Here is a 26,675-nt window from a genome sequence, read left to right on the forward strand (position 1 = left end):
TGCTAGAATGAAAGGGCTTCTTGAGGAAAACCAGTCGTCTTTGTTCTCAAGATTTAGCTTCTTCCCAATTTTTGAACTGATTGTTTCAGGCCGGTACTGCACCAGTGGTACTGGCTTCATTTTTATCCCTTCTTTATCCCTTCTTTATCCCTTCCATACCTCGAAGTGTAATTAAATTTCATTTTGGTTCTTCTTGCGTGATGTGCTTGCCGTTTAATAGCAAAAATATGAAACCGTTATCATGTGGATATGAAGTTAATTATTAATTGAAATTAACTTCATATCCTATTGATTGATAATGATTTTACTAGGATTGCTAGAAGGGCATATCGGTGGGGATTGAGCGTTGGCAGGAAGCAGTTGAACTGAAAGTCTTTCAATCAGCGGAGGGTCAGCTCCGCTAATTGCAAGAGAGAAGCAGCAGGAAGATGGAGGAATGTATTATTCCTCAACCTGTTCTTGCTCATCGTTATCGGCAATTTCATCGGCACCCGCCAAGTACCAGCCAGACAGAGTCTGGGCCAATTTTTCCACCCCTATGTTGTTAAGGGAGGAGAAGGCTTCCACCTGGATCTGTGGGCCCAGGTCGGCAATGGCCTGACGTACCTTGATGACCTGATTGTTGCGGGGACCAGGGCTCAGCTTGTCAGCCTTGGTCAGCAGCAGCATGACCGGCAATTCACGGTGTGAGCTCCACTCCAGCATGTTCATGTCGGTATCTTTGAGCGGGTGGCGGATGTCCATCAGGATCACCAGGCCTTTCAATGACTCGCGGCGCTGCAGGTACTCTGCCAGTGACTTTTGCCACTTGAGCTTCATTTCTAGCGGAACTTGCGCATAACCATAGCCCGGCAAATCGACCAGACGCTTGCCCGGCTCCAGTTCAAACAGGTTGATCAACTGGGTGCGACCCGGTGTTTTACTGGTGCGAGCCAGGTTCTTGTGTTTCGTTAAGGTGTTCAATGCAGATGACTTACCGGCATTGGAACGGCCGGCAAACGCAATCTCGACACCCCCATCATTTGGCAGGTGGCGGATGTCGGGTGCGCTGGTCACAAAATGCACCTTATTGAAATTCAGAGTTTGTGTATCCAACGTAAATTCCCCATAGAGATAGAGGGTTATAGAGTTACTTTTTTGTGAAATCGTGTAAAATGACGTCGCTTAAACGCGTTTATTTTAACATGCCTTCAGCGGCATGGGATCTGGAAGCCTAATAACGAGAAGTTGGAACGCCATGAAGAACCTAGTCATTACTCTTGCTCTGATGGTTGGCGTAACGGGGATGGCACAAGCCAAGGGCGATGCCGCTGCGGGACAATCCAAGGCTGCCGTGTGTGCGGCTTGTCATGGACCGGACGGAAACAGCCTTGTTGATATGTATCCCAAGATTGCTGGTCAGCACGCATCATATATCAAAAAGCAATTAGTTGAACTGAAGGCTGCAGCTTCTGGCCAAATTGGTCGAGTCGCACCTATCATGGGGCCTATGGCTCTCCCCTTGTCTGAACAGGACATGGAAGACCTTGCTGCCTACTTCTCCAGCCAGAAGGTAACACCGATAGCGGTGCCTGATGATGCTGTAGCAGCGGGTAAAGCGCTCTATATGGGGGGGGACATGAGCCGTGGTCTGGCTGCCTGCACTGCCTGTCATGGTCCGCGTGGGTCAGGTATAGAACAGGCGAAATATCCAAGTCTGTCCGGCCAGCATCCTGCTTATATCAAGGCTCAGCTCACCGCCTTTCGTGCGGCTGCCCGTGATAATGATCCGAATGGCATGATGCAGGATGTTGCCAAGAAGCTGACTGATCAGGACATCGAAGCGCTTTCCAAATATGTGGCCGGTTTGCACTGATCATGTCTGATGATGTACCCCATTGATATGAACGAGGAGCCACTGGCTCCTCGTTTCTTTTTGACCTTTAACTCCATTTGGCCAGTTTTTCTCGCATTGCTGTAAGAGATCCCCCATTCATCGGCCTGGCCAAGGCTTAAACATTTTTCAAATTATGTTTAATAATTCATTAATTTCAATATGTTAAATGAGAGTGATAGGTTTATCTCCGTTTGAAAACGTTATCGGTGGATTGAGCCGCTTTATTAAGTTGATACAGTGGATATATGGAGCGGCCCACAGGGCCATTCACGACCGGGATGTTGTGAAGACAGGATGTCGATTTGGCTGGATGCCACAGAACCACGCAAATGACAGGCAAAGGATTGAAATACCAGGATGGTGACTGCTCAGGAAGAGCCGGGCTGCAGGATGCAACCACCCCAGAGTGATGACCGGATGTCGTCCCCATGGGTCAAAGCAAGCACACGCACATTCAGGATCGACCAATTAAGGTCAGGATGACCACATACAAAGATATGATGCGCAGAGGTATCACCACGGACAGGGTGATTTGCAGCCAGGGATGGGACTCGCATAAACATATCAAGGCAGCTTCGGCTGCCTTTTTTCTTTTGGGTCATTAACCCGATTAGCCATTCTGTGTCAAAATACCAGCAACATGCCCAGAGGATACCGATCCTGCGGTGTTCAGAGGCCAGCAATGGCCGGATTGGTGCGGGATCCCACTCTTGTTTCTAATCCACTGTTCCCCGTGTCTGTATCTTCCCCGGATGATTCTCATCCCGGGTGCGGGCTTCAATCCAGTTATTTGTCGGAGTCAGTCATTCATGTCGGCTAAACAACCCAATCGCAAGCCTACCGGTAAGCGCAAAGAATCAGATGCCAGTGCCCTGGACGGCCGTGAGCGCAAACGCGCTGCCAAGCGTAAGGGCTTGAAGGCGGGTTCCCGCCAGCAGGCAGAGCAATCCAGCAAGAACAACAATGGCAAGCAGGCCAAGGATCCACGTATCGGTTCCCGCAAGCCGGTCGCCTTGATCGTAGACGAGAAAGGTGCAAAGCCAGTTGCGCCCAAGCCTGCGAAAGAGAAGAAGCTGGTGATGACGCCGGAGCAGGAGCTGGCTGCCATCGAGAATGATGATCGCCTGAATGACCTGCTGGATCGCCTCGATGCTGGCGAGACCCTGGAAGCGACCGAGCAGGCCTGGGTTGACCAGCGTGTCGATCGTTATCAGGAATTGATGGATGAGCTTGGCATCATAGACAACGATGATGACGAAGAAGACGACGGCTCATTCGACGATGCCAGTTATGAGGCGCCGACCCAGCCCGCCTCCGAAGAGGAGTTGTGGGATCGTTTCACTCAGGTCGACTATCAGCCTGAGCCCAAGCCAGAGCCGAAGAAAAAGTGATGAATGGATGGATGCTGGCCGCCTCGTTGGGCGGCCTGATTTTGCTGGGGCTGGCGGTGTATGCAGGTACCCTGCTGGCTCGTCTCAAGCGCCAGCGCGATATGCAGCAGCAGGCCATAGCTGCGCGCAATGAACGCATTCTCGACAGCGTACGGGTGATCGCCCATGCGGTGCGGGATGGTCAGTGCGACTATTCCGAAGGTGCCATTCGGCTGACCAATTTGTTGGATGCCTTGCAGATCAAGGAAGGGCGCGTTTTTGCCAGCGAATTTCCGGGTCTGTACAGTCTCTATGAGAAGGTGAAAGAGATGCCGACTCATGAGGCGAGACGTGCCCTCAAGCGCAATGAAGTGATGAAGATGGATCTCGAACGCAGTGGCTATGAGGCCGAGCTGGAGGCACAGATCCTCAAGGATGTGGCCCAACTGAAGGATTTTCAGTTAAGCCGCTGAGCCCTGGATAACAAAAAAGAGGAAGCAAGCGTGCAAGCAGAACAGATTGTGTGGGATCAAGCCCTGATCGAAAAATATAACTACAGCGGCCCGCGCTACACCTCCTATCCCACCGCGCTGGAGTTCAACGAAAGCTTCGGCTATCCGGACCTGGTCCGCGCCGCAGGCCAGTACCCGGCGCGCAACCTGTCGCTTTACGTACACATCCCCTTCTGTCACAAGCTCTGCTATTACTGCGGCTGCAACAAGGTGATCACACGTCACCAGCACAAGGCCGATCAATACCTCGACTACCTCGAACAGGAGATCAAGGCGCAGGCGCCCCTGTTCAAGCATCGGCTGGTGACCCAGCTGCATTGGGGTGGTGGTACACCTACCTATCTGAACGAAGCCCAGACCCGTCGCCTGATGGCCATGTTGCGCGAGCACTTCCAGTTTGCAGAGGAAGGGGAGATCAGCATAGAGGTGGACCCGCGTGAAATCGAACTCAGCATGCTGGATGTGCTGCGAGAGGTGGGGTTCAACCGCATCAGTCTCGGCGTGCAGGACTTCAACAAGGCGGTCCAGGTTGCGGTCAACCGCGAGCAGGATAACGACTTCATCCGCGCCATGCTGGAGCGCGCCCGCGCACTGGGCTTTCGCTCCACCAATCTCGATCTTATTTACGGCCTGCCGCACCAGAACAGGGAGAGCTTCCACCACACCCTGGAGGAAGTGCTCAAGACGGATCCGGCCCGCCTCTCCATATTCAACTACGCTCATCTGCCGAGCCGCTTTGCCGCCCAGCACAAGCTGAAAGAGGAAGACATGCCGGCCCCCAGGGAGAAGCTGGCCATGTTGCAAGACACCATCGCCTTCCTCACCGGTCAGGGCTACCAGTTCATCGGTATGGATCACTTCGCCAAACCTGATGACGAGCTGGCGGTGGCGCAGCGCGAGGGCAAGTTGCACCGCAACTTCCAGGGCTACACCACCCAGGGGGATTGTGATCTGCTGGGGCTGGGGGTCTCCTCTATCAGCATGATTGGCGATGCCTATTCCCAGAACCAAAAAGAGCTCAAAGCTTACTACGCCCAGGTTGAAGAGCTGGGGCATGCCCAGTGGAAGGGGTGCTCCCTCAATCAGGACGACCTGATCCGCCGCGAGGTGATCAAACGTCTCATCTGCGATTTCAGCCTGAACTTCGCCGCCATCGAGCAGGCTTATGGTCTGGTCTTCAAGGCGTATTTTGCCGATGATCTCAAGCTGTTGCAGACCTTTATCGACGACGGACTGGTGCGCATGACCGACGATAGGCTGGAAGTGGTCTCCACCGGTCAGTTGCTTATTCGCAATATCTGCATGTGTTTCGATGTCTACCTGCGCAACAAGGCGCGCCAGCAGCAGTTCTCCCGGGTGATCTGAACAGGTAGCCCTGCACCGAAGATAAAAAAACCGCCTCGGCGGTTTTTTTATCGGGTCAGCAAACTGTTCAAGGTTTAGCGGCTGGCGGCGCGGGCGCTCAGCTCGGCTTTCTCGCCATCGCTCAGGAAAGCGAGGGTCAGGCCGTTTTGCTGGGCGGTGCGGATCTCGCTGGCGGTCATGCCAGCGGCCGGGGCAGCCACGTCATATTCGTGGGGCAGGTCTACGCCTTCTACCGCAGGATCGTCGGTGTTGAGACAGGCCAGCACACCGGCAGCCAGGAACTGGCGGATTGGGTGCTCGGTCAGGTTCGTGACCGTGGTGGTCTGCAGGTTGGAGGTGAGGCAGGATTCGATGCCGATGCGGTGCTCCGCCAGATAGGCCATCAGGGCAGGATCCGCAATCGCCTTGACGCCGTGGCCGATGCGCTCGGCGCCGAGATCGCGAATGGCTTGCCACATGCTTTCGGGGCCCGCCGCTTCGCCTGCGTGTACTGTGACGCGCATGCCCGCATCACGGACCTTGCGAAAATGCTCGGTGAACAGCTTGCCCGGGAAGCCCAGTTCGTCACCGGCCAGATCGACGGCAACCAGTTTGTCGCGATGGGCCAGACAGGCGTCCAGCTCCTTGCGGCACTGTTCGGTGCCGAAGGTGCGGCTCATGATGCCGATGAGGTTGGTCTTGATGCCAAAGTCGCGGCTGCCAGCTGCAACGCCGTCAATGATGGCTTCCACCACACCTTGTGGATGCAGTTTGTGGGTCATGGCCATGTAGGCGGGACTGAAGCGCAGCTCGGCATAGTCGATACCGGCACGCAGCAGATCCTCCACGTTCTCGTAAGCAACACGGCGGCAGGCATCGTAATCGGCCAGCACGGCCACGCCCCAGTCCAGTTTCTTCAGGAAGGCGACCAGACTCGGCTCATTCTCGACGATCTGCACGTGGGGGCGCAGTGCTTCCAGCTCAAAGGCTGGCAACTGGATATTGTGCTGACGGCCCAGCTCGAGGATGGTCTGCGCGCGGATATTACCGTCCAGATGGCGGTGCAGGTCGGTCAGGGGGAGAGATCTGTCAATCATGGTGGCGCCTTCTTCGAGTCGGGTTTGAAAGCCTGCCATTCTAGGCAGGGCTCTCAAAAAAGATACCCCGTTTGAAATCAAACGGGGTCTTATTGGTCAGGGATTTGCCAAGGCGTGATGGGAATCGTTTTTCCAGAGGGCTCAGGATAGGTCGAGCTCCTTGAGCTTGCGAGTCAGGGTGTTGCGACCCCAGCCAAGCAGGCGGGCAGCCTCCTGTTTGTGACCATGGGTGTGATCCAGTGCCGTCTCCAGCATGATCCGCTCAAATTGGGGCAGGGCATCGGCCAGGATGTCGGTCTCCCCCAGTGCCAGCTTACTGGCGACCCAGTCCTGCAACTGCTGCTGCCAGCAGCCGGGCAGGGCAGGTTGGCCGGGCTCGGCCGTGTTGGTGATGGGGGTCAGCAGTTCGGCGGGCAGATCCCCTACCAGCACCTCCTGACCCGAGGCCATGACCGTCAGCCAGCGGCAGACGTTCTCCAGCTGGCGCACGTTGCCCGGCCAGGCGAGACGGCTGATGTAGGCCTGGGTATCAGGGTGCAGGCTCTTGGCCTCCACGTTCAGCTCCTTGGCGGCGCGCAGCAGGAAGTGCTGGGCCAGCTGGGGTATATCCTCGCGGCGCTCCTTGAGGGCCGGAATATGAATGCGGATGACGTTGAGGCGGTGGAACAGATCTTCCCGGAATTCACCGTCTGCCACCCGTTTCTCCAGATTCTGGTGGGTAGCGGCGATGATCCTCACATCTACCTGCACCGGCTGATGACCGCCGACCCGGTAGAACTGGCCATCGGCCAGCACCCGCAGCAGGCGGGTCTGCACATCCAGCGGCATGTCGCCGATTTCATCGAGAAACAGGGTGCCGCCATCGGCCTGCTCGAAGCGGCCGTGGCGAATGTTGTTGGCACCGGTAAAGGCGCCTTTTTCATGACCGAACAGCTCGGATTCGATGAGATCTTTGGGGATGGCGGCCATGTTGAGGGCGATGAAGTTCTTGTGGGCGCGCGGGCTGTGCTTGTGCAGCGCGTGGGCGACCAGCTCCTTGCCGGTACCGCTCTGACCGTTGATCAGCACTGAGATGCTGGAGCGCGACAGCCGGCCGATGGCGCGAAACACTTCCTGCATGGCCGGCGCTTCGCCGATGATTTCAGGTGTGGTGGCCGTCTCCTGCTGGCGTGCCTTGCGCTTGGTGCGCTGTTCTTTCAGGTGATTCTCGGCACGGCGCACCAGGGTGACCGCCTCGTCGATGTCGAACGGCTTGGGCAGATACTCGAAGGCACCCCGCTGATAGGCGTTGACCGCGCTGTCCAGATCCGAGTGGGCCGTCATTATGATGATGGGCAGATCGGCCTGGCGGCGGTGGATCTGCTCCAGCAGGCTGAGGCCATCAATGCCGGGCATGCGGATATCGGAGAGGATCACATCGGGCGAACGTATCTCCAGCGAGCTCAGCAGTGCCTCGCCATCGGCAAAACTCTCGCACTCGAAGCCTTCACTGCCGAGGGTGCGTTCCAGTACCCAGCGGATAGAACTGTCGTCATCGACGATCCACACTTTTGCTGTCATGACGTTCCCTTATTTGCGAAGCGGTAGAAAAATGGTGAATTCGGTGTGGCCAGGCCAGCTGATGCAGTCGATGCGCCCCTTGTGCTGATCAATCAGGTTCTGGGCGATGGAGAGGCCGAGTCCGGTTCCCCCCTCCTTGCCGGTGATCATGGGGTAGAAGAGGGTATCGCGGATGGCATCGGGAATGCCGGGGCCGTTGTCGATGATCTTGATCTCGGCCGCCAGCCGGTAGCGCTGACCGTGGATGGTGATCTGGAAGGCGGTGCGGGTCTTGATGCGAATCAGCCCCGTCTGTTCACCTATGGCTTCGGCGGCGTTGCGCACCATGTTGAGAAAGGCTTGCTGCAGCTGATCCGGCTCCATCTCGAACTCGGGAATGCTGGGATCGTAATCCCGCTCTATGCGAACAGTAGGTGGCAGCTCCAGTTCCACCAGACGGCGCACCTGCTCCAGTACGGAGTGGACATTGTGCATCTGGTGGCGACCCGGACGCTGGGGACCGAGCAGGCGATCGACCAGCACCCTCAGCCGGTCGGCCTGCTCTATGATGATGCCCGTGTATTCGCGCAAGGCCGGGTCCGGCAGCTCTTTTTGCAGCAGCTGAGCCGCGCCGCGCAGGCCGCCCAGCGGGTTTTTGATCTCGTGGGCCAGCCCGCGCACCAATTCCTTGGCCGCCTGTTGCTGGGCATGTTGTTGCAGCTCCTGGCTGATCTTCTTCTGCTGATCAATTTTGCGCAGCTCTACCACCATCAACCGCTGTTCATGGTCGGCGAGCGGGCTCACGCTCATCTCCACCAGCCTGGGTTCACCTTCTACCACCAGGGTCACCTCACTGTCGGTGAAGCCCTGCCCAGATGTGAGGCACTGCTTGAGGCGCTGCACATCGAGAGAGATATGTTCCAGCAGGTGGGGCAGCTCGATCCCGATCAGCCGGCGCTGGCTGAGGGAGAGCAGTTGTTCGGCCGCCGGGTTGACGAACTGGATGCAGAGCCGCTCATCCATCAGGATGACGGCGGTCAGCAAGTTATCGAGCAGTATCTTGGCTTGATCCGGGCGGGTTGGCACAGGTTTCTCCCTAAAACGGTGCTATACACCAGTAATGCACCAACGTGGTGCATTTAGTCTACCCGTATCGATGCACAGGATCACCCCTTGTTGGGGAGCGGAGTCACTTTAGGTGCCGGATTGATACTGGCTCGGTGCAGGTAGAAGGTGACTACCCTTGATTTAGCAAGGATCGTACCGTCTTTGGCGAGTAGTTCGAGTTGTGCCTCATGTGCGCCGCGATCCAGGTTTTCGACCCGAATAGCCAAGCCGTTGCTGACGATGGGGGCAGCCTTGCCATCCAGGGTCAGGCGCACGTCGTACTGGGTCGGCGGTTTGGGGCTTATCTGCCCCTGGAACACCACATTGCCCGTGTTGTCGCGCAGTGTGCTGCCCTGTTCCGGGGAGAGCAGTTCGATTGCCAGCTTGGCTGCTTCCTCCTCTTTCTTGGCATCAACGCCGGTCAGGCTGTTGAAGTTGTCCACCTGCACCGAGCGGGGGGCACCACCAATGAGAGGGGCAACACGCAGATCCACTTCTTTGGCCTGCTGGCCGGGAGGGGGGGCATCCGTGTAGTGAACGACGCCCTTGCTGTCTGTCCAGGAGTAGATCTTGGTGGCCTGGGCGGCGGTGCTCGTCAACAGCACAAGTCCCAGAGCCCATAAGGGGCATGCGTTTTTCATCCATCTCTCCTTGACGGGATTTTGCTTAATCCTATCAGAGAAAAAACCCGCCTGTTGGCGGGTTTGGTCAAGTTCAGAGCTGTGGTCCGGATTAAACGGAGTAGTACAGTTCAAACTCCAGCGGGTGCGGGGTCATGCGCACACGGTCAACATCATGCTGTTTCAGTTCCAGATAGGAATTGATGAAGTCATCGCTGAACACGCCACCGCGGGTCAGGAACTCGCGATCGCTGTCCAGTGCGGCCAGTGCTTCGTCCAGAGAGCCGGCAACGGTCGGCACTTCTGCGGCTTCTTCCGGCGGCAGGTCATACAAGTTCTTGTCCATGGCATCGCCCGGATGGATCTTGTTGATGATACCGTCCAGACCGGCCATCAGCTGAGCTGCAAAAGCCAGGTACGGGTTGGCTGCCGGATCCGGGAAACGTACTTCGATACGACGCGCTTTCGGGCTCGGTACGACCGGGATACGAATGGAAGCAGAGCGGTTGCGGGCGGAGTAAGCCAGCATGACAGGTGCTTCATAACCCGGAACCAGACGCTTGTAGGAGTTGGTGGTCGGGTTGGCGAAGGCGTTGATGGCCTTGGCGTGCTTGATGATACCGCCGATGTAGTGCAGTGCCATCTCGGACAGACCGCCGTACAGGTCGCCAGCGAACAGGTTGACACCGTTCTTGGCCAGGGACTGGTGGCAGTGCATGCCGGAGCCGTTGTCACCGAACATGGGTTTCGGCATGAAGGTGACAGTCTTGTTGTAAGCGTGGGCCACGTTGTGGATCACGTACTTCAGAACCTGCACTTCATCCGCTTTCAGGGTGAGGGTGTTGAAACGGGTGGCGATCTCGTTCTGACCGGCGGTTGCCACTTCGTGGTGGTGCGCTTCAACGACCTGGCCCATCTCTTCCAGCACCAGACACATGGCGGCGCGGATATCCTGGGAGGAGTCAACCGGTGCAACAGGGAAGTAGCCACCCTTGACGAAAGGACGGTGACCCTTGTTGCCGTGCTCATAGGCGGTGCCGGAGTTCCAGGCGGCTTCTTCAGATTCGATTTTCACGAAGCTGTGGCCCATGGTGTTCGAGAAGGTGATGTTGTCGAACATGAAGAATTCTGGCTCAGGCCCGAACAGTACAGTGTCAGCGATGCCGCTGGACTTCAGGAACTCTTCGGCACGTTTGGCGATGGAGCGCGGGTCGCGGTCATAGCCTTGCATGGTGGCCGGTTCCAGAATGTCACAGACGATGTTCAGGGTGGTCTCTTCGGTGAATGGGTCCAGCTTGGCGGAGGCCGCATCCGGCATCAGCACCATGTCAGACTCGTTGATGCCCTTCCAGCCGCCGATGGAGGAGCCATCGAACATCTTGCCATCTTCGAAGAAATCTTCGTCAATCTGATGGGAAGGGATGGATACGTGCTGCTCTTTACCCTTGGTGTCGGTAAAGCGCAGGTCAACAAACTTGACTTCGTGTTCCTGGATCAGGGCCATTACATTCTGGGCTGACATGCTAAGTAACCTCCGGTGTTAAAACTCTTAGGGTGAATGCGTCATCACATTCACATAAGCCAGTATCGTGCCAAGTTTGTGACAGCTTGATTTCAGGGCGTTTGCGGCTATAAGCCTGCCCCAAGACTTGCTGTCCCAGCGCGTTACGCCTCAAAGTAGTGCAACTGTGGATCGTTTTGGTGCACTAAAATGGTGCGCAGTATACGGTCAGCCCCCATCTAAACAGGCTTTGATCGGAAGGTCTATGATCCTGATCCCCTGTTATGCGTGATTGCACTGCAATTATGCTAGGCAGATCACAAAGGCGAGAGTACAATTAGCGCCCAATTTTACCCGGTGATTGAGGCGAGAATGTTAGAGAATTTACGCAATATTGCGATTATTGCGCACGTAGACCACGGCAAAACTACCCTGGTTGATAAGCTGCTGCAGCAGTCTGGAACCCTGGACCGTACCACTGATGGTCAAGAGCGTCTGATGGATTCCAACGACCTGGAAAAGGAACGTGGTATTACCATTCTCGCCAAGAACACCGCGATCCGCTGGAAAGACTACCGTATCAACATCGTTGATACCCCGGGTCACGCCGACTTCGGTGGTGAAGTAGAGCGCGTTATGTCCATGGTCGACTCAGTGCTGCTGCTGGTTGATGCTGTTGACGGCCCTATGCCGCAGACTCGTTTCGTGACCCAGAAGGCATTCGCCCAGGGTCTGAAGCCGATCGTGGTCATCAACAAGATCGACCGTCCGGGTGCTCGTCCTGACTGGGTTATGGATCAGGTGTTCGACCTGTTTGACAACCTGGGTGCGACCGATGAGCAACTGGACTTCAAAGTTGTTTACGCTTCAGCACTGAACGGTTGGGCCACCATGGACCAAAGCGTTGAATCCGACAACATGGAACCCCTGTTTCAGGCCATCGTCGACAACGTCGAGCAGCCGAAGGGTGACCCTGCCGGTGCTTTCCAGATGCAAATCTCCCAGCTGGACTACAACTCCTACGTCGGTGTTATCGGTATCGGCCGTATCAGCCGTGGTCGCGTCAAGACCAACCAGCAAGTCACTGTCGTCGGTGCCGATGGCAAAACCCGTACTGGTAAGGTCGGTCAGGTGCTTGGCTACCTGGGTCTGTCCCGTACCGAAGTTGTTGACGCGCAAGCGGGCGACATCATCGCCATCACAGGTCTGGGCGAGCTGAAAATCTCCGACACCATCTGTGACAACGGTGCTGTTGAAGCCCTGCCGCCGCTCTCCGTTGACGAGCCGACCGTGAACATGACCTTCCAGGTCAACACCTCACCGTTCGCTGGTAAAGAAGGCAAGTTCGTGACTTCCCGCAACATCCTGGAGCGTCTGAATCAGGAGCTGGTCCACAACGTGGCCCTGCGTGTGGAAGAGACCGAAGATCCGGACAAGTTCCGCGTATCCGGTCGTGGTGAACTGCACCTCTCCATCCTGATCGAAAACATGCGTCGCGAGGGTTACGAGCTGGCAGTATCCCGTCCGGAAGTTATCCTGCGCACCGTGGATGGCGTTCTGCACGAACCGTTCGAAACTGTGACTGTCGACGTGGAAGAGATCCACCAGGGTTCTGTGATGGAGCAACTCGGCCTGCGTAAGGGTGAGATGACCAACATGACCCCGGATGGCAAGGGCCGTGTCCGTCTTGACTTCATGATCCCGAGTCGTGGCCTGATCGGCTTCCAGACCGAGTTCCTGACCATGACTTCCGGTACCGGTCTGTTGTACCACACCTTCGACCATTACGGTCCGCACAAGGGTGGCAGCATCGGCGAGCGTCAGAATGGCGTGCTGATCTCCAACGCTACCGGCAAGGCGCTGACCTTCGCCCTGTTCGGTCTGCAAGACCGCGGTCGTCTGTTTATCGGTCACGCTACCGAAGTGTACGAAGGCCAGGTGATCGGTATTCACTCCCGTTCCAATGACCTGACTGTAAACTGCCTGAAGGGCAAGCAGCTGACCAACATGCGTGCCTCCGGTACCGACGAAGCCCAGGTGCTGACTCCGCCGATCCGCATGACCCTGGAACAGGCTCTCGAGTTCATCGATAACGATGAGTTGGTAGAGATCACTCCCAAGGCCATCCGTGTGCGCAAGAAACTGCTGACTGAAATGGATCGCAAGCGCGCCGGTCGTGCTTGATATCTGTTTATCGACAGACAGAGAGAGGCCTGCGGGCCTCTTTTTTTATGCCCCTTTGACGGTGGATCACCAGCCAGTATGCTCGGGCTGGTCGTACCGATCCGGTCCATGGGTGGTCAAATGACCATGCTATCTGACACAATGTCTGCATGATGAAGACGTTGAGAATCACAATGCAGCAGAAATTTGGTGGCCGTCTTGGCCATGCTCTCTCCTTTTTACGCCACGATGGCGGCCATTTCGCCCAGTTTGTCTGGAGCCGTTTCCAGCACGACAGGTTGACCGTCACCGCCGGTTATCTGGCCTATGTCACCTTGCTCTCTCTGGTCCCCATGATTGCCGTGGTATTTGGCATGATGTCCGCCTTCCCTGTGTTCCAAACCCTGAAACAGGCGATGGAGCAGTTCGTCTATCACAACTTCGTGCCGACCGCGGGTGAGATGCTCAAGGAGTACATAGATGGCTTCGTGGCGAATGCCACCAACACCACTGCCGTGGGTATCGGTGCCCTGATAGTGGTGGCGCTGATGCTGATCTCGGCCATCGACAAGAACCTGAACTACATCTGGCGCTCGACCCAGGGCCGGCCGCTGGCGCAGGCGTTTGCCATGTACTGGATGATACTGACACTGGGCCCTGTGCTTATCGGTGGCAGCATTGCCATCTCCTCTTACATCTTCTCGCTGCGGTTGTTCGGGGCCGAGAGTCTGTTCGGCATCGGCTATCTGTTGTTGCGCAGCTTGCCGTTCCTCTTCTCGGTGCTCACCTTCCTGCTGGTCTATACGGTTGTGCCCAACTGCAAGGTGAGGCTGGTTCATGCCTTCATCGGTGCCTTGGTGGCCGCTACCCTGTTCGAGCTGGCCAAGCGCGGGTTTGCCATTTACATCACCAACTTCCCCTCCTATCAGGCCATCTATGGCGCTCTGGCGACCATTCCGATCCTGTTTGTCTGGGTTTATCTCAGCTGGTTGGTGGTATTGCTTGGCGCCGAGACCACGGCTTGTCTCGGCGAATATGAAAAACCGGTGAGCGAGGAGTTGGCCTGATCCATCGCTTTGCCCGTCGTTTTCTTGGTAGCATCGACGACCGCCCCTGTGAGGGCGGTCGTTCTGTTTTGAGAGGAGAGGGATGTGATTGCATTGATCCAGCGGGTCTCAGAGGCCAGCGTGACAGTGGAAGGCGAAGTAACGGGTGCCATTGCCAATGGCCTGCTGGTGTTGCTCGGGGTGGAGCAGGGGGATGACGAGGCCAGGGCGGACAAGTTGCTGCACAAGGTGAGCGGCTACCGCATCTTCTCCGATGAAGAGGGCAAAATGAACCTCAATGTGAGTCAGGCCGGCGGCAGCCTGCTGGTCGTCTCCCAGTTCACCCTGGCGGCGGATACCAAAAAAGGCATGAGACCCAGCTTCTCTGGCGGCGCCCATCCGACCGACGCCGAGCGGCTCTACGACTATTTTGTAGTGCAGGCAAAGGCCAGTGGCATACCGACCGAGACAGGCCGTTTTGCTGCCGACATGAAGGTGGCGCTGCTCAACGATGGCCCCGTCACCTTCTGGCTGCAGGTGTAGGCGTCATGGCTGGGATCCCGCTCCGGCTTACCGGCCTTCATCTGCGGACGTGCAGACAGGGCCAGCCGTGGCATCCCATAACAGGAGCTAGGGGATCAGATTGGTGGCGTGCAGTATGACGTTGCGATAGCCGGGCACCCCGTGGGTGCTGGTGAGGCCAATCCACTCCTCCGCCAGCCGCCTGGCCTGCGCCAGTTCGAGATGTGTTCGTGGCAGCAGGTTGACGATGAGGGTGCCGCGGAGGCATTTGGCCAGCACCTGATAGAGCGGAGCCTGAAACAGCAGCAGGGGATTGCCATCCTGACTGAACAGGTCGAGCAGCACGAAGTCATAGGTGTCGTCGTGGGCCAGCAGGAAGGCGAGGGCATCGGCGTGGTGCAGGTGCAACGCCCGGTCAACGGATTCCGCCGGGTGGCGGAAGAAGGTCTGAAACAGGGTCAGTACCTCTTCATCCAGATCGACGCAGTCGTGCCGTGCCTCTGGCCAGCGCACTCCCAGATGACGGGTGAGATCGCCACCGCCCAATCCCAGTTCCAGCACCCGGCTTGCGGTGGCGGGCAGCAGGTCTGCGATGCACTGCTGATGGGGCAGGCAGAGGGCGGCAGGTTCGGCAAGGGACATGGCCGATTGCACTACACCGTCTATCTCCAGCCAGCGGTGCTGGTCATTTTCCTGTACCGTGAGGCGGCGCTGGGGTTTGACGCTGAGGTGCAACAAGTGATCGGCTTGGTACGCTTGCAGATTGAAGTCCATGAATTTGCACGGCAAGATGGTTTCCGGCCAGTGTAACTCAAGGATAGAACTATGTACCGGGTGGTCACTCCCCAGACGGCAGCCGAATTGGATGCCTATTACTAGCTGCGCTGGGAGGCATGGGTGCGCAAGCCCTCCAATCTGTCCGTCGGCGCTAACTCAAGGATCGCTTTATGTACCGGGTAGTCACTCCTCAAACGGCAGCCGAGCTGGACGCTTACTATCAGCTGCGCTGGGAGGCATGGGTGCGCAAGCCCTTCAATCTGTCCGTCGGCGCTAACTCAAGGATCGCTTTATGTACCGGGTAGTCACTCCTCAAACGGCAGCCGAGTTGGATTCTTACTACCAGCTGCGCTGGGAGGCATGGGGGCGCAAGCTCTTCAATCTGTCCGTCGGCGCTAACTCAAGGATCGCTTTATGTACCGGGTAGTCACTCCTCAAACGGCCACCGAACTGGACGCTTACTACCAGCTGCGCTGGGAACTGCTGCGTAAACCCTTCAATCTGCCCATTGGTTCCGAGCGAGACGAATACGATACCGTCGCCATTCATCGCATGATGATGGCGCCGGATGGCACTCCCATTGCCGTTGGTCGACTGTTTATCGGGGGTGACGAGGCCCAGATCCGCTTTATGGCGCTGCACCCCGAGTATCGTAGCCAGGGATTGGGGGCTCGCATGGTGGAAGATCTCGAACAGCTCGCCTGCCAGGAAAAAGTGAAGCGGCTGGTGATGAATGCCCGTCAGGAAGCGGTGGAGTTCTATCGCAGGTGCGGCTTCCTCGAAGTGGGGGAAGGGCCGGTCAGCTTTGGCCGCATTCCCCATCGTCAGATGATCAAATCCTTGAGCCCCTTGCAGACCATCCAGTATCGCCCCGAGTGGTGCCAGGATCTCACCACTCGCTGGTCGCAAGGCATCCCCATCAGTGAGAAGATGGGGGTACACATCACCCACTATGACGGCCAGACTTTTCATCTCAAGGCCAATCTGGCGGCCAATCTCAACGTGCATGACACCATGTTTGCCGGCAGCATCTACAGTCAGTGCGTGCTGGCGGGCTGGGGTCTCATCTGGTTGCAGCTGAAAGAGGCGGGTCTGGTGGGGGATACGGTACTGGCGGAGGGCAACATCAAGTATTACCGCCCGGTCAACGAGGAGCCCGAGGCGCGGGTTGCCAGGGAGGGGATGCCGGCCGTGCTGGCTCCGCTCAAGGCGGGGGAGTCGGCCAAATTCAGCCTCATGGTCAAGTTGTTCAGCGGCGACAAGCTGGCGGTGGAATTCATCGGCCAGTATGTGGTGCAACCGGTCAAACGGCGAGGCCAGTCCCCCGTTCTGTAAAAGCTACCTGAAACAAACAAGGCCTCGTGATGAGGCCTTGTTTGTTTCACTGAACGCTGGTCGACGCGGGTGCTTTGGGCTGTGGTACTGGCCGCCAGAGCGGGCTGTTGCGCCCCTGTGCAGGATAAGGCACCCCCACCTCCCAGCCACAGGAGGCCTGCCTGGCCGGAAACTCCCAGCTCAAGACGGGTGCATCAAGCGGGCCGCGCCAGTGGCTCAGCAGCTCGGCACAGCGCTGGCCATTCAGGACACCGAGATCCAGCTGCCACTGCTCCTTGACCAGATCCATGCCCCCTTGCAGGGCGAGCAGGTGAGTGATGGTGGAGGCACCAGCCTGTTCCACCTGCAGCTGGCCATGCTCGATCTTGCCTTGCAACTTGATGCGGTAGAAGGGGGTATCTCCTTCCTGCATCGCCTGCCACAGGCTTTCCGGCGTCAGATCAGGTGGCGTGGCGCCTTTGAACCACTCATCCAGCAGTGGATCTATCTTCACCTTGTCCCAGAAGGGATCAACCGCATCGAGGGCGAAGCTGCCCTGCAGGGTACTGCGCCACTCTCCTGCTGTCTTGCCATGCACGGCTTGCAGATCGGCACTCAGATCGGCTTTGCCGGCGAAGGAGATGGGGGAGTGCAGTATCTTGCTCCACTGCACCAGATCCAGCTTCTCCCCCTTCAACTGCAGGCGGCTGCTTTGGCCGGGCTCCTTGCCCCACTGGCCGCTCAGGCTGAGTGAGCCCTCATCCGGCAGCGAGCTGGTCAGCTTGTTGAGCTGCCAGGAGCTGGGGGTCAGCTCACCATCCAGTTCGCCGTTTCGGGCACTGAGGCCGTCCCACACCAGCTCGAACCACTTGCTCTCGACCTTTGCCCGGCCGAGCAAGGGGGTTGGCTGCTCGCCCCGCAGGGAGAGATCGCTTAGATAGAACTGCCAGCCCGTCAGCGACAGGGGCAGGGTATCGTCGAAGGAGAGTACCTTGAGTTTGTCGAACGCCAGCTTGCGGATATCGATCTGTTGTGGCCGCCAGCTTTGCCAATCCTGCCACCACCCCTCTGGCAGGCTGATCTCCATGCCGCTCAGCGTCATGTCTTTGAGGGTCAGCTTCTGCTGCTGGGTATCGAGGGCCAGATCCAGATTGAATTCACCTTCATAGGCGTTGCCCTGCACCTCGGCATCGATCTGCTGTGGCGAGAAAGAGACTCGTCCCTTGAGATCTTCCAGCTGGAACAGGCCGCGGCCGAGATCGCCGAGGCTACCCGTAAAGTAACCGGTCGGCGTACTGCCAGCCTGCCAGCTGAAGGCGGTGAGCTGGCCGTTGAAGTTGTTGAGGGAGATCTCCTGGGTGATGGCGTTGATGCTCACATCGCGCACTTGGCCCGTGTCCAGGCTGATGTGGCGCAAGGGCAGTTCAGGCTGGCCCATTTCTCCCCACTCGACCCGCATGCCTTGTGCCTTCAGATTGTGCAGTCGCAGGTTGCGGGCGGGCCAGTCCAGGGTCATGCCGGTTTCCAGCAGGCCATCGAACAGGTTGGCGGTCAGCCGATCCGTACTCAGCACCTGGCCTTCCAGTCGTCCCTTCAGATTGAGGCGGGAGAGGGCAAAGGCCGGGGTTTCCAGCTCATTGATGTTGAGGCTCAGGTTGGCCTGGGGCGGCCGCACCGGATTGAGCAGCTGCCAGTCGTTGAGGGTGGCGTTGAGGCCGCTCAGGGTCAGCTCGTCACTGTGCAGACTGAGGCGATCGATAGTGCTGTCGCTGATGGTGAGGGAGTGAACCGGCAGGGTCGGCAAGGTGTTGGGCAGCGGCAGCTTGATGACGGGGCGAATGAGGTCGAGGTGGGCGATGCGCACGTCCCGGTTCAGCCAGTCGATGCTCTCTATTTCCAGATAGAGCTTGTCGAGGGCGATGGCGTCGCCATAGCTCACCTGCTCGGCCAGCAGGGTATAGGGATGGAGCGGGTTGAACACCAACCGCCCTATGGTGACCGGCACGCCGGTTTGCTGGCTGATCCAGCTGGCGATGGGGCCCCTGGCCCGTTCGGCGTCGAACAGACCGAGCGCGACCCAGACAAACAGCAGCAGGAAGGCAAATGTGTAGAGCAGGGCGCGAAGCCAGGAATTCATCGGTGCTTTCCTCCAGGGTCTGAGTGTTGTGGCAACACATCTATTGGGAGCCTGAGTGTCACGTTAGTTCTTTCTTGTTCTGCTCTACTCAGGCGTTGGAGTAGTGATCCCGCAGACCCAGCCAGCGCCGGATGAGCGGTTCGACATGGGCGGGATGCCTGTCCATCAGGAAGCGCGCCATCTTCTGTACCTGAGGGATGAGTGGCTGGTCGCGCACCAGATCGGCAATTTTGAGATCGGCCAGCCCGGTCTGGCGGGTACCGAGCAGTTCCCCCGGGCCGCGCAGCTCGAGATCGCGCTGGGCGATCAGGAAGCCGTCGTTGGTCTCCCGCAATACCCCGAGTCGGCTCTGGGCCGTCTTGGACAAGGGAGCATGATAGAGCAGCACGCAATGAGAGGCCACAGAACCGCGACCGACCCGGCCGCGCAGCTGGTGCAACTGGGCCAGCCCGAGCCGCTCCGGGTTTTCGATGATCATCAGGCTGGCGTTGGGTACATCCACCCCCACTTCTATGACTGTGGTGGCGACCAGCAGCTGCAGTATGCCCGCCTTGAACTCCTCCATCACCCGCTGCTTTTCGATGGGGCGCATCCGGCCGTGTACCAGCCCGATATGCAGGCCGGGAAGCTGGTTTTGCAGCTCGGCGGCGGTATCCTCGGCGGCCTGGCACTCCAGCGCCTCGGACTCTTCGATCAGGGTACAGACCCAGTAGGCCTGCTTGCCCTCTTCACAGGCCAGCTTGACCCGCTCGATCACATCCGGGCGACGGCTGTCCGGCAGGGCGACCGTGGTGATGGGGGTGCGGCCCGGTGGCAGCTCGTCGATGACGGAGGTGTCGAGATCGGCATAGGCGGTCATCGCCAGGGTGCGGGGTATGGGAGTGGCAGTCATGATGAGCTGATGGGGATGGACTCCCTCCCGCTCCCCTTTTTCCCGTAGCGCGAGGCGCTGATGCACCCCGAATCTGTGCTGTTCATCGATGATGACCAGGGCGAGGCATTGGAACACCACCTGCTCCTGGAAGATGGCGTGGGTGCCCACCACCATCTTGACGCTGCCATCGGCGATCGCGGCGAGCTGGGTTTCCCGCGCCTTCCCTTTCTGTTTGCCCGCCAGCCAGCCGACTCCGATACCGAGCGGCTCCAGCCAGTTGGCGAAGTTGATGGCATGTTGTTCGGCCAGCAACTCGGTCGGTGCCATCAGCCCCACCTGGCAGCCGTTGCCAATGGCCTGGAGGGCTGCCAGCGCCGCAACCAGCGTCTTGCCGGAGCCCACGTCCCCCTGCACCAGCCGCATCATGGGGTAGCTGCGTTGCAGGTCCTGGTTGATCTCGGCTACCACCCGATTCTGGGCACCGGTCGGTTTGAACGGCAGCGCCCCCAGCAGTTGCTTGACGAGGGCAGGTGCCGGCTTGAGGGCGCGTGCCAGCTGGGTTTGCGCCTGGGCACGCACTTTGAGCACCGACAGGTTATGAGCCAGCAGCTCTTCCAGCACCAGTCGTTGCTGGGCCGGGTGCTGGCCGCTCTCCAGCAAGGCCAGCGCCACCGAGGGGGGCGGGCGATGGAGCAGGCGCAGGGCGGCGGCCAGATCGATCTGCTGGGGATAGAGGCCTGCAGGCAGCAGCTCCTCCACTCCGTACAGGTCGAGTTGAGCCAGCGCCTGATCGGTGAGGCTACGCAGGGTGAGCTGGCGTAGCCCTTCCGTGGTGGGGTAGACGGGGGTGAGTGCCTCTTCGGTCTGACCGGCTTGTTCTTCACCGAGCAGCTTGTACTCGGGGTGGGCCATCTCGAGCCCGTATTTGCCGGGGCGCACCTCGCCGAAGCAGCGGATCAACCTGCCCTGCCCCAGGCTGTTCTTCTGGGCGGCGGTGAAGTTGAAGAAGCGAAGGGTCAGAGTACCGGTGCCGTCACTGATGCGGCAGACCAGCATGCGGCGGCGCCCCATCACCAATTGAGTGTCCTGGATTTCGCCCTCGACGGCGCCGTGCAGCCCGGGCGGCAGATCGCCGATGGGCCACACCTGGGTACGATCCTCATAGCGAAGGGGGAGGTGGAACAGCAGATCCTGTACCGTGGCCAGCCCCAGTCGCTCGAGTTTCTCCTGCATCTTGCTGCCGACGCCCTTGAGGCTGTCGAGGGAGATTTTATCCAATTTCATCAATTAGATGCCCGAAAACACTGTAAATATGTCCAGATGATAGGGGTTATTGACGTCTCGGTGCAAGCCGCGTTGCAGTGACACCCGGCGCCAGGCCAGGGGCGGGATGCTGACCATGGCAGATCCTGACAAAAAGGCCTGCCGAAAACGGCAGGCCTTTGCACAGGTATCAACGAGTGAGGACGGGCAGCGTGTACCCCGGGTCAGATGATGCGCTTGAGCAGTATATGGGCCCTGACCCTGTGGATCCGGGCCAGCAGCTTGCGTACCTGTTCCGGGTAGTCCTTGATCTGCTCTATCTGATCGAAGTGGCTGATCCGCTTGGTGTTGGCGAGTATGTTCTCCCGCTCCCCGTTGAACTGGGCGCGCAGGTGATGGCGACGATCGTACACCAGCAGGCCGTTCTCCAGATCCAGCGCCCAGGCGCGGGGGTTCAGGTTGTTGCCGGTGAGCAGTGCCCACTCGTCATCCACGAAGATCCCCTTGAGGTGGTAGGAGTTGCGCTCGCAGCACCACAACATCAGGTTGAGACGGCCGGCATCGATGTGATGCTGATTGCGCTCGGCAAACTTGCGCAGATTGGTCTCGTACAGATAGGGCAGGCCACCTATGGTGGTGAACTTCTCTTCCGGCGGGATGAAGAAGTCGTTGGCCGTCTTGTCGCCCACCACTATGGTCACCTTGCAGCCGCGCTTGAGCAGGGCTTCGATGTCCTTGTTCAACTCCTTGGGCGGGTTGAAATAGGGGGTGCAGATGAAGATCTCCCGCTCGGTGGCGCGCACCAGGGTACGGATCATCTTGTTGAGCTGATTGCCCCGCTTGCCCAGCCCCGTCATCGGAGTGATGGCGATCTCCTGGCTGTTGACCGGCATGCTCTCGAAGCGGTACTGGCCCAGGCGCAGGCTGTGCTTGAAGCGGCGGATCGGCCCCTTCAACTGCTTGGCGGTGGGAATGTCGCTGCGATCGAGTCGCTGCACCGCTTCGCTCTTGAGGAAGAGATCGTCCATATAGTTGACCATGCAGCGGGTCAGCTCGGGGCTGGTGATCTGGTGATAACGGTCGAAGCGGTAGCGATCCTGCTGATGCAGGTAGATATCGTTGAGGCTGGCACCGGAGTAGAGCAGGGTGTCATCGAAGATGAAGCCCTTGAGGTGCAGCACCCCGAGCAGCTCTCGTCCCTTGACCGGCACGCCGTAGATGGCGATCTGGTGTTCATGGCGGGCGGCCATTTCCTGATACATCAGGTGGTTGCCACCCTGCTTGCCTTTGCCGATCAGGCCGCGCTGGGCACGGTGAAAATCCACGAACAACTTGATGTCGAGGGCCGGGTTGCGCTGTTTGGCGGCGTAGAGGGCAGACAGAATTTCCCGTCCCGCCTCGTCATCTTGCAGATAGAGCGCCACCAGATAGATGCGCCGAGTCGCGCTGGCGATAAGCGAAAGGATCCGGCTCTTGAAGTCCTTGGCGCTGTTGAGCACCTGAAACTGATCTGCGGCGACAGCGATCTGGGGCAGACGAGCCAACAGTTGTCGATAATGTGCCGATGAATGCATAGAGAAACCTGAAATCACTGCGTTAAGCGTTCCACTCGGAGCGATGGATAGGCGATTCTAGCAACCTCAACCTGTTAGCCAAAGAAAGAATCGTCATAAAGATGAAAAAGGCCTCACATCGGAGGCCTTTTTGACAGCGGTTATGTTCAAAGGAAGCTGTAGATGATCATCGCCATGACGCCACCCGTGGTGCCTATGATGGTCTCCATCACTGTCCAGGTTTGCAGGGTCTGCTTCTCGGAGAGGCCCAGGTAGCGATTGGCCAGCCAGAAACCCGAGTCGTTGACGTGGGAGAGCACTATGGCCCCGCCGCCGATGGCGATGGTCACGGCCGCCAGCTGGGCTCCGTTCAGACCGAGCGGTTCCAGCATGGGCAGCAGCAGGCCGCAGGCGGTCAGCATGGCGACGGTGGCAGAACCCTGAATGACCCGCACGGCCGCCGCCAGGATAAAGGCCAGCGCGACTATGGGCAGGCCGGAGTCCGCCAGCATGTTGCCAAGGGCGGCGCCCACGCCGGAATCCACCAGTACCTGCTTGAAAACGCCACCGGCACCGGTCACCAGTATGATGACGCCGGCAGGCTGGATGGCGCTGTTGCAGACGTTCATCACCTCGTCACGGGACATGCCGCGGCGCACCCCCAGCAGATAGAAGGCGGCCAAACAGGCGACCATGATGGCGGTGAAGGGGTGGCCGACGAACTCCAGCCAGTTATGCAGGGTGGATCCTGCCTCGACGAAGCGGCCGACTATGGTCTTGAGGCCAATCATCAGCAGCGGCAGACCGATCAGGCCCATGGCCAGTCCGAAGGAGGGGAGAGTCTTGCTATCGTCATGGGCGCTGCTCTGGGCATCGGCTGGGAGCGGCACATCCACCACCTTGCTGATCAGGTCGCCGAACAGTGGGCCCGCCAGGATCAGGGCCGGCACGGCGGCGATCAGACCGAACAGTATCATGTAGCCAAAATCGGCCCCCAGCTGGGACGCCACCAGAATGGGGCCTGGCGCGGGGATGAGGAAGGCCTGGCAGGTGGCGATGCCCGCCAGCAGCGCTATGCCTATCTTCACCACGCTGCCGCCGCCACGGCGGACAATGGCAAAGGCCACCCCGATCAGCAGCACTACGGCGACGTCGAAGAAGAGCGGCAGAGCGCAGACGAAGCCAGTCAGTGACATGGCCCAGTTGGCGCGCTTGACGCCGAAGGTACCGAGCAGGGTATGAGCTACCCGGTCGAGAGCGCCGGTGACTTCCATCACCTTGCCAAACATGGCGCCCAGTGCCACCACAACGGCGACGAAGCCCAGGGTGCCGCCCATCCCTTTCTGGATGGTGTTGGCGATCTCGGCCGGGTTCATGCCGGCGGCGAGGCCGGCCACCATGGAGACCAGAATGAGGGAGACGACCGCGTGCAGGCGGGCCTTCATCACCAGAAAGAGCAGCAGCACTATGGAGCCCGCGGCCGTCATGATCAGGGAGAGGTCAGACATTGTTGTGCGTTCCTTGTTCCAAGTTCAGTATCGACACCCTGCTGATCCGTCAGCAGACCATATCTTTATGATTTATTTAGATTTATGGCCAGGGCTCAAGGTCGATTGCCCAGGTGACTGTGAGTTCGCTCAGTCTGTGGCAGACTTCACATTTCTTGTTGTTACCGGTAACATGTTACCGGTAACGTGCTAAGTTAGAACCCATCAGCAGCACGATTTTTGAAAAATGGGATAGAGGTCAAACAATGGCGGGCAAGAGCATTATCGTGATGGGTGTGTGTGGTAGCGGCAAGTCCAGTGTCGGCCTCAAGGTGGCCCAGGCGCTGGGTGCCAAGTTCATCGATGGTGATGATCTGCACCCCAGAGCCAATATTCAGAAGATGGCGGGTGGCAACCCCCTCAACGATGAGGATCGTGCTCCCTGGCTGGAGCGGATCCGTGATGCGGCTTACAGCCTGGAACAGAAGAACGAGGTGGGCGTGATCGTCTGCTCGGCCCTCAAGAAGCAGTACCGCGACCAGATCCGCGAGGGCAATGACTCAGTGCATTTCCTGTTTCTGGACGGTGATCAGCAGCTGATCCTCGAACGGATGCGGGCACGCAAGGGCCATTTCATGCGGGAAAGCATGGTACAAAGTCAGTTCGATACGCTGGAACGTCCGGATGGCGAGGCCGGGGTATTCCATATCGATATAGATGGCACCTTCGAACAGGTAGTCGACCGCGCCGTCTCAGCGTTGGAGCAAGCCGTATGACACACATTGTTATTTCCGAGGTTACTGCGCGCATTCGTGAGCGCAGTGTCGCCCGTCGCCAGGCTTTCCTAGCCCGTATTCAGCGCCAGGCCGTACAGGGCAAGACCCGCGCCGCCCTGGCCTGCGGCAACCTGGCCCACGCCGTAGCCGCCTGCAGCAGTGACGAGAAGGGTCGCATTCTCGACATGACCCGCGCCAACGTCGGCATAGTCACCGCCTACAACGACATGCTGAGCGCCCATCAGCCCTATCAGGGCTACCCAGATATCATCAAGGCCGCGCTGGCCGAACTGGGTCACAGCGCCCAGGTGGCGGGTGGCGTACCGGCCATGTGCGACGGCGTGACTCAGGGTCAGCCGGGGATGGACATGTCCCTGTTTTCCCGCGATCTCATCGCCCAGGCGACCGCGCTGTCACTCTCCCACAACACCTTCGACGCCACCCTGCTGCTCGGTATCTGCGACAAGATAGCCCCGGGCCAGATCATGGGGGCGCTCTCCCACGCGCACCTGCCCACCGCCTTCGTGCCGGCCGGCCCCATGGCCAGCGGCATCAGCAATGACGACAAGGTGAAGGTGCGCCAGCAGTACGCCGCCGGTGAACTGGGCCGCGATGCCCTGCTGGAGATGGAGTGCGGCGCCTATCATGCGCCAGGTACCTGCACCTTCTACGGCACAGCCAACACCAACCAGCTGGTGTTCGAGGCCATGGGCCTGATGCTGCCGGGCTCCGCCTTCGTCCATCCTCACAGCGAGTTGCGCCACGCGCTCACTGAAGAAGCCGCCCGTCGCATCAGCGCCATGATCCCTGGCTCTCCTGCCTACCGCCCCTTGAGCGAGGTGCTGGATGAGCGCTCCCTGGTCAATGGTCTGGTGGCCCTGCTCGCCTCCGGCGGCAGCACCAACCACAGCATCCACATGGTGGCGCTGGCGCGGGCCGCCGGCCTGCACCTGACCTGGGACGACATCAGCGATCTCTCCGATGTGGTGCCGCTCTTGGTACGCATGTACCCGAACGGCCCGGCTGATGTGAATGCCTTCGAACAGGCGGGCGGCGTGCCCGGCCTGATGCATCGTCTGGCGCAAGAGGGGCTGATCCACATGGATGCCACCCCTGTGTTTGGCGAGATGCAGGATTACCTCAGCCGTCCCGCTCTGGTGGATGGCGAGCTGGTGTGGCAGCCGGTGGGTGAAAGCACGGATCCGAGCGTGCTGTCGCCGACCGGCTCCGTATTCCAGGCCACCGGCGGCACCAAGCTGCTGGCGGGCAATCTGGGCCGCGCCGTGGTCAAGGTCTCCGCCGTGGCGCCCGAGTATCGCGTTATCGAAGCGCCCGCCCGAGTTTTCTCCTCCCAGCACGCTGTGGAGGCGGCCTACAAGGCTGGCAGCCTCAATCAGGATGCCGTTATCGTGGTGCGCCACAACGGCCCGGCGGCCAACGGCATGCCTGAGCTGCACAAGTTGATGCCTGTGCTCGGCAACCTGCAGAAGGCGGGCCACAAGGTGGCGTTGGTTACCGATGGCCGTCTCTCAGGCGCCTCCGGCAAGATCCCGGCGGCCATCCATGTCACCCCGGAAGCGCTGCACGGCGGCGCCATCGGCCTGTTGAAGGATGGCGATCTGCTGCGGGTGGACGCGGTAAACGGTCGCCTCGATTGCCTGACCGATTTGAGTGGCCGTACCCAGGCCGAGATTGACCTCACTCTGGAACAAGAGGGGTGGGGCCGTGAACTGTTCAGCGTGATGCGTCGCGCGGTATCGAGCGCCGAGTGCGGCGCCACCATCTTTGATTAAGGAA

Annotated in this window: 21 protein-coding genes; 10 read left to right on the forward strand and 11 right to left on the reverse strand. The window is 58.9% G+C overall.

Going from position 1 to position 26,675, the window contains the following annotated elements; all coding sequences use genetic code 11:
• Nucleotides 1-441: 441 nt before the first annotated feature.
• Nucleotides 442-1,095: a ribosome biogenesis GTP-binding protein YihA/YsxC gene (yihA, locus tag GWQ29_RS16940; RefSeq protein WP_005319896.1), complete on the reverse strand. Its 654-nt coding sequence runs from the start codon at nt 1,093-1,095 to the stop codon at nt 442-444.
• A 142-nt stretch (nt 1,096-1,237) separates the two neighbouring features.
• Here yihA and GWQ29_RS16945 point away from each other — a divergent pair, with 142 nt between their 5' ends.
• The 4 genes from GWQ29_RS16945 to hemN all read left to right on the forward strand — a co-directional run bounded on the left by GWQ29_RS16945 (nt 1,238) and on the right by hemN (nt 5,123).
• Entirely contained in the window at nt 1,238-1,855 is a 618-nt protein-coding gene (locus GWQ29_RS16945; protein ID WP_021138654.1) for a c-type cytochrome, read from the forward strand.
• An 830-nt stretch (nt 1,856-2,685) separates the two neighbouring features.
• Nucleotides 2,686-3,267, forward strand: coding sequence for a Der GTPase-activating protein YihI (yihI, locus tag GWQ29_RS16950; protein WP_005319890.1), 582 nt, complete (start codon nt 2,686-2,688; stop codon nt 3,265-3,267).
• Nucleotides 3,268-3,278: 11 nt separating this feature from the next.
• Nucleotides 3,279-3,719: a DUF2489 domain-containing protein gene (locus GWQ29_RS16955; RefSeq protein WP_034523570.1), complete on the forward strand. Its 441-nt coding sequence runs from the start codon at nt 3,279-3,281 to the stop codon at nt 3,717-3,719.
• A gap of 30 nt (nt 3,720-3,749) precedes the next feature.
• Nucleotides 3,750-5,123: an oxygen-independent coproporphyrinogen III oxidase gene (gene hemN / locus GWQ29_RS16960; protein ID WP_275919904.1), complete on the forward strand. Its 1,374-nt coding sequence runs from the start codon at nt 3,750-3,752 to the stop codon at nt 5,121-5,123.
• Between the two features lie 74 nt (nt 5,124-5,197).
• Here the strand turns inward: hemN and add are convergent, their stop codons facing one another.
• The 5 genes from add to glnA form a co-directional block, all read right to left on the reverse strand.
• Nucleotides 5,198-6,199, reverse strand: a complete 1,002-nt coding sequence (add, locus tag GWQ29_RS16965; RefSeq protein WP_275919905.1) for an adenosine deaminase — start codon at nt 6,197-6,199, stop codon at nt 5,198-5,200.
• A gap of 141 nt (nt 6,200-6,340) precedes the next feature.
• Entirely contained in the window at nt 6,341-7,759 is a 1,419-nt protein-coding gene (gene glnG / locus GWQ29_RS16970) for a nitrogen regulation protein NR(I) (protein WP_005319876.1), read from the reverse strand.
• A 9-nt stretch (nt 7,760-7,768) separates the two neighbouring features.
• Nucleotides 7,769-8,824: a nitrogen regulation protein NR(II) gene (glnL, locus tag GWQ29_RS16975; RefSeq protein WP_275919906.1), complete on the reverse strand. Its 1,056-nt coding sequence runs from the start codon at nt 8,822-8,824 to the stop codon at nt 7,769-7,771.
• 80 nt (nt 8,825-8,904) lie between these two features.
• Nucleotides 8,905-9,486 carry a DUF4124 domain-containing protein gene (locus GWQ29_RS16980; RefSeq protein WP_021138648.1) on the reverse strand — a complete coding sequence of 194 codons (582 nt, stop codon included), beginning with the start codon at nt 9,484-9,486 and terminating at the stop codon, nt 8,905-8,907.
• A 91-nt stretch (nt 9,487-9,577) separates the two neighbouring features.
• On the reverse strand, nt 9,578-10,987 hold the full coding sequence (gene glnA, locus GWQ29_RS16985; protein ID WP_021138647.1) for a glutamate--ammonia ligase: 1,410 nt from the start codon (nt 10,985-10,987) through the stop codon (nt 9,578-9,580).
• A 351-nt stretch (nt 10,988-11,338) separates the two neighbouring features.
• On the opposite strand from glnA, the gene typA reads away from it, so the two are divergent.
• The 3 genes from typA (at nt 11,339) to dtd (ending at nt 14,718) form a co-directional block, all read left to right on the forward strand.
• Nucleotides 11,339-13,150, forward strand: a complete 1,812-nt coding sequence (gene typA / locus GWQ29_RS16990) for a translational GTPase TypA (protein ID WP_169047209.1) — start codon at nt 11,339-11,341, stop codon at nt 13,148-13,150.
• Nucleotides 13,151-13,323: 173 nt separating this feature from the next.
• The gene (locus tag GWQ29_RS16995) at nt 13,324-14,196 is read left to right on the forward strand and encodes a virulence factor BrkB family protein (RefSeq protein ID WP_021138645.1); all 873 of its coding nucleotides are present in this window, start codon (nt 13,324-13,326) and stop codon (nt 14,194-14,196) included.
• 84 nt (nt 14,197-14,280) lie between these two features.
• On the forward strand, nt 14,281-14,718 hold the full coding sequence (dtd, locus tag GWQ29_RS17000) for a D-aminoacyl-tRNA deacylase (protein WP_099991396.1): 438 nt from the start codon (nt 14,281-14,283) through the stop codon (nt 14,716-14,718).
• 87 nt (nt 14,719-14,805) lie between these two features.
• Here dtd and GWQ29_RS17005 read toward each other — a convergent pair whose 3' ends face one another.
• On the reverse strand, nt 14,806-15,471 hold the full coding sequence (locus tag GWQ29_RS17005) for an SAM-dependent methyltransferase (RefSeq protein WP_275919920.1): 666 nt from the start codon (nt 15,469-15,471) through the stop codon (nt 14,806-14,808).
• Between the two features lie 417 nt (nt 15,472-15,888).
• Here GWQ29_RS17005 and GWQ29_RS17010 point away from each other — a divergent pair, with 417 nt between their 5' ends.
• A complete protein-coding gene (locus tag GWQ29_RS17010) occupies nt 15,889-16,809 on the forward strand; it encodes a bifunctional GNAT family N-acetyltransferase/hotdog fold thioesterase (protein ID WP_275919907.1) in 921 nt (306 codons plus the stop codon).
• A gap of 46 nt (nt 16,810-16,855) precedes the next feature.
• Here the strand turns inward: GWQ29_RS17010 and GWQ29_RS17015 are convergent, their stop codons facing one another.
• From GWQ29_RS17015 to gntU, 4 genes are all read right to left on the reverse strand, one after another.
• Entirely contained in the window at nt 16,856-18,925 is a 2,070-nt protein-coding gene (locus tag GWQ29_RS17015) for an AsmA-like C-terminal region-containing protein (protein ID WP_275919908.1), read from the reverse strand.
• Nucleotides 18,926-19,013: 88 nt separating this feature from the next.
• Complete coding sequence (gene recG, locus GWQ29_RS17020) at nt 19,014-21,083, reverse strand: ATP-dependent DNA helicase RecG (protein ID WP_275919909.1); 2,070 nt, start codon at nt 21,081-21,083, stop codon at nt 19,014-19,016.
• 203 nt (nt 21,084-21,286) lie between these two features.
• Nucleotides 21,287-22,636 carry a CDP-diacylglycerol--serine O-phosphatidyltransferase gene (pssA, locus tag GWQ29_RS17025; protein WP_275919910.1) on the reverse strand — a complete coding sequence of 450 codons (1,350 nt, stop codon included), beginning with the start codon at nt 22,634-22,636 and terminating at the stop codon, nt 21,287-21,289.
• Nucleotides 22,637-22,782: 146 nt separating this feature from the next.
• Nucleotides 22,783-24,123, reverse strand: a complete 1,341-nt coding sequence (gene gntU / locus GWQ29_RS17030; protein ID WP_275919911.1) for a gluconate transporter — start codon at nt 24,121-24,123, stop codon at nt 22,783-22,785.
• Between the two features lie 245 nt (nt 24,124-24,368).
• Here gntU and GWQ29_RS17035 point away from each other — a divergent pair, with 245 nt between their 5' ends.
• Together GWQ29_RS17035 and edd are read left to right on the forward strand one after the other, a co-directional pair.
• Nucleotides 24,369-24,878, forward strand: coding sequence for a gluconokinase (locus GWQ29_RS17035; protein ID WP_275919912.1), 510 nt, complete (start codon nt 24,369-24,371; stop codon nt 24,876-24,878).
• Entirely contained in the window at nt 24,875-26,671 is a 1,797-nt protein-coding gene (gene edd, locus GWQ29_RS17040) for a phosphogluconate dehydratase (RefSeq protein WP_275919913.1), read from the forward strand. Before GWQ29_RS17035 ends, edd begins: the two co-directional genes overlap by 4 nt.
• The last annotated feature ends 4 nt before the right edge of the window (nt 26,672-26,675 follow it).

The organism is Aeromonas sp. 2HA2 (genome assembly GCF_029237345.1).
In the GTDB taxonomy this organism is placed as follows: Bacteria; Pseudomonadota; Gammaproteobacteria; order Enterobacterales; family Aeromonadaceae; genus Aeromonas; species Aeromonas salmonicida.